Raw genomic sequence first — 13,264 nt, forward strand, 5'->3', positions numbered from 1 at the left:
GTCAGGGCCGCAGTTCCCCGGCCGCGTCCCGCAGGTCCGCCAGGAACGCGGTGACGGCCGGGGACCTGCGCGCGTGCCGCCCGACCGCCGCGTAGACGGAGCGGCGCGGCCGGCCGGACGCGACCGCGCGCAGCACGACGCCGTCCCGGGCCAGCGCGGACGCCGCCACCGCGGGCACGAGCGTGACCCCGAACCCCTCCGCGACGAGGCCCAGCTTGGAGATCCACTCGGCGACCCGCAGCGGTGTCTGCGGGACGAACCCGGCGTCCTCGCACCGGGCGCGCAGCGCGGCGATCGCCTCCGGGTCGTCGGCGACGATCCACGGCTCGTCCGCCAGCTCGCCCAGGGGGACGCGGTCCCGCCCGGCCAGCCGGTGGCCGCTCGGCAGCGCGACGAGGAGCGCGTCGTCCAGCAGGGTCACCAGGTCCTCGGCGTCGATCGACGGGTGCTTGTGCGTGCTGACCAGGGCGATGTCGAGATCGCCGGCGTCCAGCATCGGCAGCAGCCGCTCGGTCGTCCCCTCGCGCAGCACCGGCCGCACCCCCGGATGGCGGGCCCGGAACCGGGCGAGGGCGCGCGGCACGAGCGCGGCGTTGGCGGTGGGGAAGGCCCCGAGCCGCAGCGTCCCGGTGTCGAGGCGGCGCAGCCCGTCGAGGGCGCGGGCGGTGTCGGCGAGCCGGTCCAGGAGGGCGCGCGCGTGCGGCAGCAGGTACTCCCCCGCCGGCGTCGGGCGGACGCCGCGGGCGCCGCGCGCGAACAGCTCCACGCCGCAGACGTCCTCCAGCGCCGCGATCTGCCGCAACACCGCCGACTGCGTGTACCCCCCGGCGGCGGCGGCCGCGGTGAACGAGCCGAGGTCGGCTACGGCGACGAACGTCCGCAGCAGCACGGGGTCGAGGGCTTCGGCGCGCACCCGTGAAGGATACGGGCGGTCCTCGGTAGGCTCGGGCCCATGCCCGAGACCCGCCCGTTCGTCAGCCTGGCGACCGATTTCGGGGCCGCGTACACGGCGATCTGCGCGGGCGTGATCCACACGATCGCCCCGGCGGCGAGAGTCCTGGTGCTGAGCGACGAGATCACGCCGTTCGACGTCCGGGAGGGCGCGATGCTGCTCCGGCAGGCGCTCCCGTACCTGCCGGTGGGCGTGCACACGGGGATCGTGGACCCCGGCGTCGGGACGCCGCGCCGGCCCGTCGCGATCGAGACCGGCCGCGGGGACGTGCTGGTCGGTCCCGACAACGGCCTGCTGGTCCCGGCGGCCGAGAAGCTGGGCGGCGTCGTCCGCGCGCACGCGCTGGAGAACCCCGCCTACCGGCTGCCGGAGGTGTCGGCCTCCTTCCACGGCCGCGACGTGTTCGCGCCGGCCGCCGCGCACGTCGCGAACGGCGCCGCCGCGGCCGATCTCGGCGCCCCGGTCGAGCCGCTGCCGCTGGACGTCCCGCCGCCCGCGATCGAGGACGGGGCGCTCACGGCCCCCGTCCTCTACACCGACCGCTTCGGCAGCCTGGTCCTCGGCGCCGACCCGGCCGACCTGGCCGCCGCGTTCGGCGAGCTGGCGCCGGGGACCCCGCTGACCGCCTCCTGGTCCGCCGGCGGGGAGGCGGGCACCGTGCGGCTCACGTTCGAGGAGACCTTCGGCGGCGTGGCCCCGGGTGAGCCGCTGCTGTGGGTCGACTCGTCCGGCTGGCTGGGCCTCGCCGTCAACCAGGGCTCGGCCGCCGAGTCGCTCGGCCTCGCCGGCGCGGGCTCCCTCACGCTGCGAAGGGCGGGCTGACCGCCGTGGCGTTCCTCGACGTGGTCGCCTGGGTCCAGGTGTCCGGCGGCCGGATGCTCGCGGTCCGGTCCCGGGGCCGCGACCTGCTGTACCTGCCCGGCGGCAAGCGGGAGCCCGGGGAGGACGACTGGTCGGCGCTGTCCCGCGAGGTCCGCGAGGAACTCGCCCTGGAGCTGGACCGGGCGTCCTTCCGGGAGCTGGGCGTCATCTGGGCGCCCGCCCACGACCAGCCCGACTTCGCCCGGGTGCGGATGGCCTGCTTCACCGCCGCCTACGCGGGCGCCATGACCGCGGCCGGCGAGGTGGACGAGTACGTCTACGTGGGCCGCGGCGACCGGCACCTGCTCGCGCCCGCCGCCGGGGCCGCCCTCGACCTCGCCGAATCGCGCGGCCTGCTCACGTCGTGAGCGCGAGGCCGCTGCCGATCCCGAGGGCCAGGGTGAACAGGGCGGCGGCGACCGCGACGGCGGAGGCGCCGCGCGCGGGGCGCGGCCGTCCGTCCGCCCCGCGGAACAGCGGGACGATCCAACGCAGGTAGTAGAACACGCTCGCGACCGTGTTCACGGCCGCGACGGCGGCGAGCCAGGCGTAGCCGCCGTCCAGGGCCGCGCCGAGCATCAGGACCTTCCCGACGAACACGGCGGTCGGCGGGGTGCCGACGAAGCCGAGCAGGCAGACGACGAGCGACAGCCCGAGCAGCGGGGAGCCGCGCATCAGCCCGGCGTAGCCGGCGAGGCCGTCCCGCCCGCGGGCGAGCACGACCGCGAACGCGCCGAGGTTCGTCACCGCGTAGGCCGGGACGTAGTACAGCAGCGCGGGCTCGGCCAGGTCGGTGCGGCCGGCCATCGCGACGGGGACGAGCAGGAAGCCGGCCTGCCCGACGGTCGAGTACGCCAGCAGCCGCCGCACGTTGTCCTGCCCGAACGCGGCCAGGTTGCCGAGCGTCATCGTCGCGGCGGCGACCACGGCGACGAGCGCGGGCCAGGACGTCCCGGGCGGCAGCGCCTCGGCGCCGAACCGGTAGAGGGCGGCGAACGCCCCGATCTTCGGGACGGTCGTGACGAACGCGGCGATCGCGGGCGGGGCGCCCTCGGTCACGTCCGGGACCCAGAAATGCCCCGGCACGGCGCCCGCCTTGAACAGCAGCCCGGCGAGCAGCGCGACCGTCCCGGCCGCGACCGCCGCCGGAGGCGCCCCGGCCAGCCCGGCCCGCAGGGCCGGGTACGCGGTGCCGCGCCCCACCCCGGACAGGACCGTCACCCCGGCGAGCATGAACACGCCGAGCAGCGCGCTCATGAGGTAGTACTTCAGCGCCGCCTCGGTGCCGGGCGCGTCCTTGCCGAACCCGGCGAGCGCGTAGGCGGGGATGCTCGCCAGCAGGTAGGCGGCGACCAGCACCAGCAGATCGGACGCGGCGCCCAGCACGACCGTCCCGAGCGCCGACAGCAGGATCAGGACGTAGTGCTCGCTCTCCCGGGGATGGCCGCGCACCTGCCCGGCCGCCAGGGCCAGCACGCCGAGGGTCGCGCCGAGCACGGCGATCCGGGTGACGTGCGTGATCGGGTCGACCATGAACGCGTCGAACACCGCCAGGTCGGTGCGGGCCGCCGCCGCGCCGGCGGCGGCCAGCCCCGCGGCGAGCCCCGCCGCGCAGACCACCGCGACGCGCCACTGCCGCTCCCGGGGCAGGAACAGCCCGCCGACCAGCCCGAGCACGGCGGCGATCAGCACGCACAGCTCGGGTGCGAGGTCGGCGGGGTTCTCGTTCATCAGCGCCCCACGAGTGCGGTCACGGCGGCCGACAGCGGTTCGATCGTGTCGAGCAGGCCGCGCGGCGCGACGCCGATGAGCAGCGACAGGAGCAGCAGCGGCAGGAGCGCGGCCAGCTCGGGCCGCCGCACGTCGGTGACCCGCCCGGTCAGCTCGCCGGGCGGCCCGAGCACGGCCCGGTGCAGGACGCGCAGGAACAGCGCCGCCGTGATCAGGATCCCGGTGATGGCGAGCGCGCCGGCCACGGCGGCGGCGGCCGTGCCGCTGCCGATCGTCCCGGCGAAGATCTGGAACTCGGCGATGAACCCGGACAGTCCGGGCAGCCCGAGCGACGCGAACGCCGCGACCGCGGTCAGCCCGGCGAAGGCGGGCGCGCGGCCCGCGATGCCGCCGAACCGGCCGAGGCCGTAGCTCCCGGCCCGGTCGTACAGGACGCCGCACAGCAGGAACAGCGCACCCGTGATGAGCCCGTGGCTGACCATCTGCGTGACCGCGCCGGTGACGGCGAGCCGCCGCGCGGCGGCGTCGCCGGACGCGTACCCGGCCGCGCCCAGCGCCAGGACGACGTACCCCATGTGGTTCACGGACGTGTACGCGACGAGCCGCTTGACGTCGTCCTGCGCGAGCGCGACCAGCGCCCCGTACAGGACGCCGACCAGCCCGACGATCAGGACGACGAGCGCGTAGCGGCGCCAGGCGTCCGGCAGCATCGGCATCGCGATCCGGACGAACCCGTAGGCGCCCATCTTCAGCATGACGCCGGCGAGGATCGCCGACCCGGCGGCGGGCGCGTCGGTGTGCGCGGGCGGCAGCCAGGTGTGGAAGGGGACGACGGGCGTCTTGATGCCGAGGCCGATCCCGACGGCGAGCAGCGTCAGCCCGGCCGGCCCCCCGTGCAGCGGCGGATCGCGGGTGAGCTCGACCATGTCGAACGTGTTGGGGTCGGCGCCGAGGTAGAGCCCGATGAAGCCGAGCAGCAGTACCAGCGACCCCAGGAACGTGTACAGGAAGAACTTCAGCGCCGACCGTGACCGGTCGCCGTGCCCCCACAGCAGGATCACGAAGTACATGCCGACGATCGACAGGTCGAAGAACACGAAGAACAGCAGGAGGTCGAGGGCGGCGAAGAGCCCCAGGCACACGGTCTCCAGGAAGAGGAACAGCACCGCGAACGCCCGCGGCCGCCGCGCCTGGCGCAGCGAGTACACCGCGCAGGCGGCGAACAGCACGGCGGTCAGCGCGAGGAGCGGCAGCGACAGGCCGTCCACGCCGACGTGGTAGCCGGCCCCGACGGACGGGATCCACCGCGTGCTCGTCTCGTACGACGTCCCGGCGCCCGTCCCGTGGGAGACCCACATCCACGTGACGAGCGCGACCTCGGCGAGGGCGACGGCGATCCACGTCCACGGCACCGCGCGGCGCGGGACGGCCGGCAGCGCGACCGCGGCGGCGGCCGGCAGGAAGATCGCGACGGTCAGCATGGGGGTCACCCGGCCAGGAGGGCGACGGCGACGAGCACCGCGAGCACCACCGCGGCCTGGGCGAAGTAGACGTGGACCTGGCCGGTCTGCGGGTACCGGGCCAGCGCGCCGAGACCGCGGGCGGCGCGGCCGATCGCGGATACCGCGCCGTCCACGCGGATCTCGGCCCGGCGTCCGGTCAGGCCCGCCGCCCGCCGGCCGCCCCGCGCGACGCCCCGGACGGCGCCGTCCACGATCCGGTCGTCGAACCGCGCGAGCGCCCGCGCGGCCGCGAACGCGGGGCGCACCACCACGGCGACGGCGGCCCGCTCCAGGTACAGCCACTCCGCCGCCCACGCGGGAGCCGGAACCCGCCGGGCGGCGCCCACCGCAGCGACCGCGACCACCGCCAGGGCCCCGGACAGGACGAGCAGCCGGGCATCGGCCCCGCCGCCGTCCGGCGCCCCGAGCATCCGGTTCCAGGCTCCGGCCACCGCCGGGAGGCCCAGCACGCCGAGGACGCCCGACGCGACGGCCAGTACGACCAGTGGAACCTGCCCCAGGACGGGCACCCGCACGGCCGCGCCCTCGGCGGGACGGAACACCGCGAACAGGGCCTTCGCCGCGTATGCGGCCGACAGCACCGACGCCGCGAGCCCGACCGCGAGCAGCCCCGCGGGGAGGCCGGCGAGCACCGCGTCCTTCGTCACCCACAGCGACAGCGGCGGGACGCCCGCCAGCGCGAGCGCCCCCGCCCCGAACGCGGCCCCGGCGACCCGGTGCCGCCGGGCCGCGCCCCGCAGCCCGTCCAGCCGCTCTGTCCCGAGGGCGCTCAGCCACGCACCCGCGCACAGGAACAGCAGGCTCTTCACCGCCGCGTGCGCGACCAGCTGGGCCGTCCCGCCGCTCACCGAACCGGCCCCCGCCCCGAGCACCATGAAGCCGATCTGCGAGCACGTGGACGCGGCGAGAAGCTGCTTGAGGTCGCGCTGCGCGAGCGCGACGGCGCCCAGGACCAGGGCGGTGGCCGCGCCCGCCCAGGACACCAGCGCCTCCGCCCATCCCGTGGCCGCCAGCAGCGGGTGGACGCGCATCAGCAGGTACGCGCCGGCGGCGACCATGGTCGCCGAATGCAGCAGGGCCGACACCGGGCTCGGCCCCGCCATCGCCCGCGCCAGCCAGAACGAGAACGGGAGCTGCGCCGACTTCCCCAGCGCGGACACCACGATCCCGGCCGCGACCAGGTCCCGCCAGGGGCCGTCCGCCCGCGCCAGCGCGTCGAGCCGCAGCGAGCCCGCTCCGGCGAGCGCGAACCCGGCGGCGGCGTAGAGCCCCATGTCGGCGGCCCGCGTGGTCAGGAACGCGACGCCCGCCGACCGGACCCGGTCCGCGTCCGGCCACACGTAGGCGATCAGCGCGTACGACATCGCGCCCATGACCTCCCAGCCCATCAGCAGCATGAGCAGGTCGGTCGCGGTGACGGTGACCGCCATCGCCGCCGCGAACAGCAGCATCAGCCCGTGGAAGCGGGCGCCGTACCGCTCCCCGGCGGCGAAGAGGAGGACGGCCGCGAGGACGGCGGCCAGGGTCACCAGCAGCACGGCGGACAGCCCGTCCACCGCCGGCCCGGCCAGCCGGATCATCCGGCCGCCCCCCGCCCGGGGGCGGCCGCCCGCACCGCCCCGCCCGCGCCGCTCATCCCTTGAGCTCCCCCGCGTCGTCGGTCGTGTCGACCTCCCGGGCGCGGAACAGCGCGGTGACCACGGCGAAGCCCATCGCCATCTCCAGCGCCATCGCGGTGATCGCGACGAGGATGAGGACCTGCCCGTCCGGCATGGCGGGCGACACCCAGTACCAGAACCCGGCCGCCGCGACCACCACGCCGTTGATCATGAGTTCGAGGCCCATCATCAGCATCACGATCGACTGCTGGGACAGCGCCCCGAACAGGCCGACGCAGAACAGGGCGGCGGCGAGCAGCAGGAACGCCTCAAGCGTCATGGCCGTACCGCCCCCGGTGCGTCGCCAGCACCACGGTCGCGATCATGGTGGCCAGGATCGCGATGCCGATCACCATCATGACCGGCATCTTCGGCCCCATGATCGACTCGCCGAGCGCGAACGCGGGATCGCGGGGCGGGCGGCCCGCGCGCTCGGGCCACGGGATCGCGACGATCCCGGCCGCGAGCGCCGCGAACACCGCGCCCGAGATGGCGAGCGCGCCGCGCCTGTTGTGCAGCATCGACATCGGCATCAGCCCGGCCGGGTTCATCATGTACATGATCATGAACACCGCCATCACCAGCATCTCCATGATCATCATCAGGATGACCAGGACGCCGAGGTAGTGCAGGCCGACGAGCAGCAGCTCGCCCCCGACGCACAGGAAGGACGCGAGCAGCGAGAACGTCGCCCGCGCCATCGAGTCCACGGTGAAGACGGCGATGCCGGACCCGACCGCGGCGGCGGCGAGCACCCAGAACGCGGCGGCCTGCACGGCTCCCCCTCCTTCAGACGACGACGATCCCGACGACGAGCATCTGCAGCAGCACGGCCGGGATCAGCACCGTCCACGCCGCCGTCATGAACCGGTCCATGCGCAGCGTCGGCACCCGCCCCCGCGTCCACACGAGGAGGGCGAGGACGGCGCACGCCTTCACCAGCGACCACACCCGGTCCGGCAGCAGCGGCCCCGCGCCGCCCCCGAGGAACAGCGGGACGGCGGCGGCCGACGCCACCGTGAGCAGCCCGTACCGCCCCGCCAGGAAGACGAGCCGGTCGGGCCCGGACAGTTCGGCCGCCGCTCCCCCGGCCAGGTCGCCGCCCACCGGATGGCCGAACGGCCCCCAGAACGCCATCGCCGCCGCCGAGACCAGGTACACGGCGAACGCGACCGGCATCCAGACCGCGAACCACAGCCCGTCCTGCGCCGCCGCGATGACCCGCAGGTCCAGCGAGTGCGCGCCCAGCGCGGCGGTGATCAGCGCGAACATGTGCGGCAGCTCGTAGGCGAGGCCCTGCGCGAGGTACCGGTAGCCGCCGGCCAGCGCGTACGCGGAGTTGACGCCCCATCCCGCCAGCCACACCGACCCCCATGCGACGACCTCCATCGCGTTGAACCAGACGACGCCGACGTCCGACCCGACCGCCGCCCGGCCGCCGAGCGGCACGACCAGCGCCGCGAGCGCCGCCGCCACCGGCAGCGAGACGACGCCGATCTTCGTCAGCGGCCGGTCGGACGCGGGCGTCACGCGCCGCTGCAGGGTCAGCAGCCGCACGGCCTCCTGGAACGGCGCCGCGGGACGCCCGGCGAAGGCCCCGCTCAGCACCGCCGCCGCGACCGCGAGCACGCCCAGCGCGACGACCTCAACCATCGATCGCCCCGAGGTCGGGATCGAAGCTCGCCACGATCAGCCGCGCCTCGGCGAGCCCGGCCCCCTCCAGAAGCGACGGCAGAGCTTCGAGCGGCTCCGGCGGCCTCCCTTCCGCCCCCTCGATCTCGCGGAGCCACCCCTCGACCCGCGCCCGCACGCCGCCGACGCCGCGCGTCATCCACCGCAGGGCGGGCGACCGCCGGACCCTCCGGACGAACGCCCCCGGCCGCGCCCCCGCCGCGCCCGCCAGGACCTCGTCGCGGAGCACGGCGGCCCGCTCCCCCGCCGCCTCCCACCCGGCGATGCGCAGGAACCGCGAGAGGCTGTCGAGCCGGGCCGGGACCCGTCTGCCGTCCGTCCAGAACGTCCCGTCCGCACGATCGACGACGGAGACCTCCGCCGCCTGGACGACGTCCCCCTGCAATGTCAGATCGACGCGCAGCCCGGCGGGCCAGTACGGCAGCACCGGGCCGAGCGGCACGTGCAGGACGTCCAGCCGCAGGCCGTCCCGGTCGTCCCCCCGGCCGGCCATCTCCGCGTCGAGCCGCAGCGCGGGCCGCTCGCCGCCTCCCCCGTCGCCGTCCAGCCCCCGGACGCGCGGCTCGGGCATGTCCCGCCACACGGTCTCGATGGCCTCCGCCAGCGCCGGCCCCGGTGTCCCGCAGACGACGAGCATGCCCGTCTCCGCGGGGGACAGCGCGGGCCGCCACCGGCGCCGCCGCAGCTCGGCCTCCACCGCGAGCCTGTCCGGCGTCCCGTCGGCCGCGGACACGACGAACGGGCGCGGGTCGCCTCTCAGGCCCATCCCAGCGCCCCCTCCCGCCACGCGTAGAGGACGCCGACCAGCAGCAGCGCCAGGAAGGCGAACATCTCCACCACGGCCTTCACGCCCACGGACGCGACGACGAGCGCCCACGGGTACATGAAGACCATCTCCATGTCGAAGGCGAGGAACACCATCGACACCGCGTACCAGCGCACGTGGAACCGGGACAGCGCGTGCTCGGCCGGGCGGGCCCCCGACAGGAACGGCCCGGCCTCGAACGCCCGCGGCGCGACCGCGAACGACACCGCGTACACGGCGGCGACGGCCGCCCCGACCAGCCCGAGCACCGACAGGACCACGGCGTAGGGCGGCATGGCGGCTCCCGATCGGACGGCTAGTCCGCCTTTACCTGATCACGACGCCCCCGAAACATCTCCTCAGCCCGAGATGTCCACCCCCTCCCGCCGCGCGGCGGCGCGCCGGCGGCGCAGCCTCGCCCCGAGGGTGACCAGGCCCAGCCCGACCGCGTAGATGGCGGCGTTGACCGCCGCGTAGCTCCACGGGACGGCGTCGGCGTCCTTCCCGAACGCCCCGGTTTCGCCGCCGACCCACGCCCTGGTCAGGGTCATGGTCTGGAAGGTGAAGACGAACGAGTGGACGGCGACGTAGGCGAGGTAGGCGGCGACCCGGTCCCGGACCAGGTAGCCGAGCGGGAGGGGCACCAGCAGCATGACGATGAGTTCCATGCCGCTCAGCGTGGACGTCCCGGCGGATCCGCACATCCAGGCGGGCCCTGGAGAAGAAGCACGTGCTGGCACGGATGCGCGAACGCCCTGCCACGCCGCATGATGGCGGGATGCCCGTCCGCGCCGGCACCGCGCTGCGCCCCCGCGTGGCCCTGCCCGCCGGCGTGTTCGTCCTCGGTGCCGCGCTGCAGGTCGCGCTGTCGGCGCGTCCGGAGCAGGGCGACCCCGCGCCGGTGCTCGCGGCGACGCGGACGCGCTGGAGGCCGCCGTCGCGGACCACCGGCCGGACCTCGCCGTCATCGACGTGCGGATGCCCCCGGAGATGACCGACGACGGCGCCCGCGCCGCGCGGCGGCTGCGGCAGACCACGCCGGGCCTGCCGATGATCCTGCTGTCGCAGCATGTGGAGACGCGGCACTCCGTGGCGCTGGTCTCCTCCGGCGGCTTCGGCTACCCGCTCAAGGACCGGGTGCTGCGCATCGACGACTTCCTGGACGCCGCGTGCTGGCCGTGCTCGCCTACGTATCGCGCTGAGGTTCGCGTGTCGTGCTAGGGCTTGCGTGTCGTGCTAGGGCTTGCGTTCGCGGTCGGCCGCGGCGGCGGCGAGGATCATCTCGTCGACGACCCAGCGGGCGCGCGGCGACAGGTCGACCAGCGCGCGCAGCACCTCCGGGCGGATGATGCCCTGCTCGACGTCCCGCTGCAGCGCTTTGATCGTCAGGTCGTCGCCGATCGGCGCGGACTCCCCGGCGAAGCCGAAGAACCCGATCGGCACGCCGAAGAAGGTGGCGAGCGCGGTCAGCGTCTTGAGCTGCGGGTTCTCCTGCCGTCCGGTGCGCAGTTTCCAGACGGTGGTGGAGGAGATGTCCTCCCCGGTGGCGCGCGAGATGGCCGCGGCCGTCTCGACGTTGTTGCGCGGCGGCTCCGCGTCCGCCGGCCACAGGTTGCGGATCAGCCACTCGACCTTCTCGGCCAGTGACGCCCCCGGCGAGATCCCGCCCACCTGCTCACGCATCATGCCCCTCCCCATGTCAGTGATTTTAGTTGACCACATCCGAGCTCATCAGCCAAGGACATGCACCCGGTGGAAGGGCGTGCCGGGCGGCCCGCTCGGTAAAGGGGTGGTCAGGGCGCTCTGATTCCCCATAGAGTTCAGCGTCTTTTTGGACGGCACCGAGGGAGAACGGCGAGTGGATTCCGCACGGATTGACGGCTCCAGCGAAGCGACCCTCCGCGTCCGTTATCGGGATTACGGCATATGGTGGAATGTGCTGCTCATCGTCGTGATCCTCGGCAGCCGGTTCTTCGGGGCGGCGTCCTTCGCCTCCTCTTTCTCATCTGTCGTCTGGGTGGCGGGAACGCTTTTGTTCCTCGTCAGCGGGCTGGTGATGGCGCTGCGGACCCGGCGCGGCCTGACGCTGGACGCCGACGGCATCACCTGGCACCAAGTCGAACTGTTCATTCCCTGGTCCCAGGTGACCGAGGTGGACGTCGACACCAACGTCAAGGGCTCGGGAAAGCCGAACCTGATCGTGCGGACGGCCGAACCGGCCGAAGCTCTGGAGGGGCGGCGGGGGCTGGCCAGATTCGTCATCCGGGCGAGCACGGATCAGTACGGCGGGCCGATCGCCGTGAAGGCCCACCTTCTCGCGGTTCCCGCCGATGCCGTCACCGCCGCCGCGGACCGGTTGCGGCGGTCGGCCGGAGACGTCCGCGACACCCGGCGGGACCGCGCGGCCGGCGCCGCCGACTTCTGGGACACCGCCGGACTCGCCGGGCTCGTCGCCTCGCTGGCCGCGATCGTCATCCCCGCCCTCTTCTAGGCAGGCCGCCTTTTGCCACATCCCGGATTCCCGGGCGGTGCGAGCCGGGCGTCCGCCAGCATGGGCGGCGGCACCCCCTGGTCAAGGAGATTCCCGTTCATGTACCTCAGCGACGACGATCCGCGGTGGCGGCAGCGCAGCGGCGGTTCAGGCCACTACGACCCCGAATGGGTGCCGGGCGATGAGGACCGGGCGCTTCGCTATTGGGAGGCGCTGGACGGCAAGGGCCGCGACATCCTGCGCTACCTCATCCGGCACCCGGGCCGCGAAATCCATCACACGGAACTGGTGAAGGAACTCCGCCTCGATCCGGAAGGGACGAAGAATCCGGCGAACGTGATGGCCGGCTCCCTCACGAGCATGGGCGAGGGGAACAAGGCGGCGGGCCGCCGCTATCCCTTCTCGTGGTGGGAGGGGGACGGCGGCGCCTCATACGGTGTCAAGCCGGAGACCGCCCGCATTTTCGATATCGCGCTGAAGGCCGCCCATGTCATGGAATCTTGCGGCGAACTGGTCGCATTGACCGCGTCCGCCGAAGAGGTGGGGCCGCTCGTCCAGCGCCTGGACGACGTACTCGACGGTGCGGACGTGCGAATGGTGCTGGGCTCCGCATGCACGACCGCGCTCAAGGCCGTCCAGCAGTTCGTCGCCGCTCTGCAGCTCCCCTACCCGGCCGCCCGGGGCTGGACGGAGTTCCTTGAGCATCTCGGCGAGCGCCCGGCCTCGCTGCGGCAATGCATCGTCGTCACCGACGCCTGCCGGCTGCTCAAGCACGAGGACTACGACGTGTGGCGCGAGCTCACCGGGACCCTCCGCGGCGGGCCGTACTGCCTCGGCGGCGGCTGGTTCACGCTGGCCCTCGTCGACGACGAGTACTCGTGGCAGAAGTGGACGCACGGACCCCTCAGCGAGGTACGTCCCCACGATTGAACGGCGCCGCGGCGATGAGTCCGGCGAGCAGGACGGGCCCCAGGGCGAGACTGAACAGCACGTCGGTGAGCCAATGCTCGTCCGCCACCGTCAAGGCGACGGCGGCGGCGGTCCCGGTGACGAGGGCGATGTCGCGCCGCCGGCGCTGCGGCAGGCGGCACCGGACCTCGGGCAGTGCGACGACCAGCAGTTCGAGGATCACCCAGTCCAGGACGAACGCGTTGAGCGTGTGCCCCGACGGATAGGCCGTCCCGTAGGTGAACAGCGTGTCGGTCCCGCCGGCGGGAAACCGCCGGGGTACGGCTGCCTTCAACCCGGACTGCAGCAGCGACAGCAGCACGACGATGGCCAGACTCATGGCCGGGTACCGCAGCGAACGGCGGCGGACCGCCGCGGCGGCGGACAGCGGCGCGATGATCGCCACCAGGACGCCGCGCTGACCGAGCTTGGTGATCGTGTGCACGGCGGCCAGGGTCCCGTCCCGGACGTGCGCGTCGCAGAACTCGTGGATGATCCAGTCGAGCCGCCGGAGCGGGCCGTCGAGCAGCACGTCGGCGGTGACCAGCACCATGACCGCGAACAGCAGCGCGTACCAGCCCCTCGACCCCCACCGCACGCGTG

At 74.4% G+C, this 13,264-nt stretch carries 18 protein-coding genes; 6 read left to right on the forward strand and 12 right to left on the reverse strand.

Annotated elements, in window-relative coordinates; genetic code table 11:
• Nucleotide 1: 1 nt before the first annotated feature.
• On the reverse strand, nucleotides 2-913 hold the full coding sequence (locus tag ABTW95_RS16065; protein ID WP_500226645.1) for a LysR family transcriptional regulator: 912 nt from the start codon (nucleotides 911-913) through the stop codon (nucleotides 2-4).
• 39 nt (nucleotides 914-952) lie between these two features.
• Here ABTW95_RS16065 and ABTW95_RS16070 point away from each other — a divergent pair, with 39 nt between their 5' ends.
• Complete coding sequence (locus ABTW95_RS16070) at nucleotides 953-1,774, forward strand: SAM hydrolase/SAM-dependent halogenase family protein (protein WP_500226646.1); 822 nt, start codon at nucleotides 953-955, stop codon at nucleotides 1,772-1,774.
• Between the two features lie 5 nt (nucleotides 1,775-1,779).
• Entirely contained in the window at nucleotides 1,780-2,181 is a 402-nt protein-coding gene (locus ABTW95_RS16075; RefSeq protein ID WP_500226647.1) for an NUDIX hydrolase, read from the forward strand.
• Here the strand turns inward: ABTW95_RS16075 and ABTW95_RS16080 are convergent.
• The 9 genes from ABTW95_RS16080 to ABTW95_RS16120 form a co-directional block, all read right to left on the reverse strand.
• The gene (locus ABTW95_RS16080; RefSeq protein WP_500226648.1) at nucleotides 2,171-3,544 is read right to left on the reverse strand and encodes an NADH-quinone oxidoreductase subunit N; all 1,374 of its coding nucleotides are present in this window, start codon (nucleotides 3,542-3,544) and stop codon (nucleotides 2,171-2,173) included. The two genes, ABTW95_RS16075 and ABTW95_RS16080, sit on opposite strands and share 11 nt — an antisense overlap.
• The gene (locus tag ABTW95_RS16085; RefSeq protein ID WP_500226649.1) at nucleotides 3,544-5,025 is read right to left on the reverse strand and encodes a complex I subunit 4 family protein; all 1,482 of its coding nucleotides are present in this window, start codon (nucleotides 5,023-5,025) and stop codon (nucleotides 3,544-3,546) included. The genes ABTW95_RS16080 and ABTW95_RS16085 overlap by 1 nt, the downstream gene beginning before the upstream one ends.
• A 5-nt stretch (nucleotides 5,026-5,030) precedes the next feature.
• Nucleotides 5,031-6,647: a proton-conducting transporter transmembrane domain-containing protein gene (locus ABTW95_RS16090; RefSeq protein ID WP_396445844.1), complete on the reverse strand. Its 1,617-nt coding sequence runs from the start codon at nucleotides 6,645-6,647 to the stop codon at nucleotides 5,031-5,033.
• A gap of 52 nt (nucleotides 6,648-6,699) precedes the next feature.
• Entirely contained in the window at nucleotides 6,700-7,005 is a 306-nt protein-coding gene (nuoK, locus tag ABTW95_RS16095) for an NADH-quinone oxidoreductase subunit NuoK (RefSeq protein ID WP_500226650.1), read from the reverse strand.
• Nucleotides 6,995-7,501: an NADH-quinone oxidoreductase subunit J gene (locus ABTW95_RS16100; RefSeq protein ID WP_396445842.1), complete on the reverse strand. Its 507-nt coding sequence runs from the start codon at nucleotides 7,499-7,501 to the stop codon at nucleotides 6,995-6,997. The genes nuoK and ABTW95_RS16100 overlap by 11 nt, the downstream gene beginning before the upstream one ends.
• Nucleotides 7,502-7,514: 13 nt before the next feature.
• Nucleotides 7,515-8,378 carry a complex I subunit 1 family protein gene (locus tag ABTW95_RS16105; RefSeq protein WP_500226651.1) on the reverse strand — a complete coding sequence of 288 codons (864 nt, stop codon included), beginning with the start codon at nucleotides 8,376-8,378 and terminating at the stop codon, nucleotides 7,515-7,517.
• Nucleotides 8,371-9,183 carry a hypothetical protein gene (locus ABTW95_RS16110; protein WP_500226652.1) on the reverse strand — a complete coding sequence of 271 codons (813 nt, stop codon included), beginning with the start codon at nucleotides 9,181-9,183 and terminating at the stop codon, nucleotides 8,371-8,373. The genes ABTW95_RS16105 and ABTW95_RS16110 overlap by 8 nt, the downstream gene beginning before the upstream one ends.
• Entirely contained in the window at nucleotides 9,174-9,518 is a 345-nt protein-coding gene (locus tag ABTW95_RS16115; protein ID WP_396445839.1) for an NADH-quinone oxidoreductase subunit A, read from the reverse strand. The genes ABTW95_RS16110 and ABTW95_RS16115 overlap by 10 nt, the downstream gene beginning before the upstream one ends.
• A 63-nt stretch (nucleotides 9,519-9,581) precedes the next feature.
• Nucleotides 9,582-9,890: a hypothetical protein gene (locus ABTW95_RS16120; protein WP_396445838.1), complete on the reverse strand. Its 309-nt coding sequence runs from the start codon at nucleotides 9,888-9,890 to the stop codon at nucleotides 9,582-9,584.
• 110 nt (nucleotides 9,891-10,000) lie between these two features.
• Here ABTW95_RS16120 and ABTW95_RS16125 point away from each other — a divergent pair, with 110 nt between their 5' ends.
• Both ABTW95_RS16125 and ABTW95_RS16130 read left to right on the forward strand, forming a co-directional pair.
• Complete coding sequence (locus tag ABTW95_RS16125) at nucleotides 10,001-10,216, forward strand: hypothetical protein (RefSeq protein WP_500226653.1); 216 nt, start codon at nucleotides 10,001-10,003, stop codon at nucleotides 10,214-10,216.
• On the forward strand, nucleotides 10,195-10,443 hold the full coding sequence (locus ABTW95_RS16130) for a response regulator (protein WP_500226654.1): 249 nt from the start codon (nucleotides 10,195-10,197) through the stop codon (nucleotides 10,441-10,443). Before ABTW95_RS16125 ends, ABTW95_RS16130 begins: the two co-directional genes overlap by 22 nt.
• A gap of 15 nt (nucleotides 10,444-10,458) precedes the next feature.
• Here the strand turns inward: ABTW95_RS16130 and ABTW95_RS16135 are convergent, their stop codons facing one another.
• A complete protein-coding gene (locus ABTW95_RS16135; protein ID WP_396452504.1) occupies nucleotides 10,459-10,920 on the reverse strand; it encodes a helix-turn-helix domain-containing protein in 462 nt (153 codons plus the stop codon).
• Nucleotides 10,921-11,053: 133 nt separating this feature from the next.
• Between ABTW95_RS16135 and ABTW95_RS16140 the strand changes: the two genes are divergently transcribed.
• Together ABTW95_RS16140 and ABTW95_RS16145 are read left to right on the forward strand one after the other, a co-directional pair.
• Nucleotides 11,054-11,713: a hypothetical protein gene (locus ABTW95_RS16140; RefSeq protein WP_500226655.1), complete on the forward strand. Its 660-nt coding sequence runs from the start codon at nucleotides 11,054-11,056 to the stop codon at nucleotides 11,711-11,713.
• A gap of 99 nt (nucleotides 11,714-11,812) precedes the next feature.
• Nucleotides 11,813-12,643 carry a DUF6416 domain-containing protein gene (locus tag ABTW95_RS16145; protein WP_500226656.1) on the forward strand — a complete coding sequence of 277 codons (831 nt, stop codon included), beginning with the start codon at nucleotides 11,813-11,815 and terminating at the stop codon, nucleotides 12,641-12,643.
• Here ABTW95_RS16145 and ABTW95_RS16150 read toward each other — a convergent pair.
• Nucleotides 12,618-13,259 (reverse strand): phosphatase PAP2 family protein, encoded by a 642-nt coding sequence (locus tag ABTW95_RS16150; protein ID WP_500226657.1) that lies wholly within the window; start codon nucleotides 13,257-13,259, stop codon nucleotides 12,618-12,620. The two genes, ABTW95_RS16145 and ABTW95_RS16150, sit on opposite strands and share 26 nt — an antisense overlap.
• Nucleotides 13,260-13,264: the final 5 nt, after the last annotated feature.

Origin of the sequence: Spirillospora sp. NPDC127506 (assembly GCF_040302145.1) — a bacterium.
Taxonomy (GTDB): Bacteria; Actinomycetota; Actinomycetes; order Streptosporangiales; family Streptosporangiaceae; genus Spirillospora.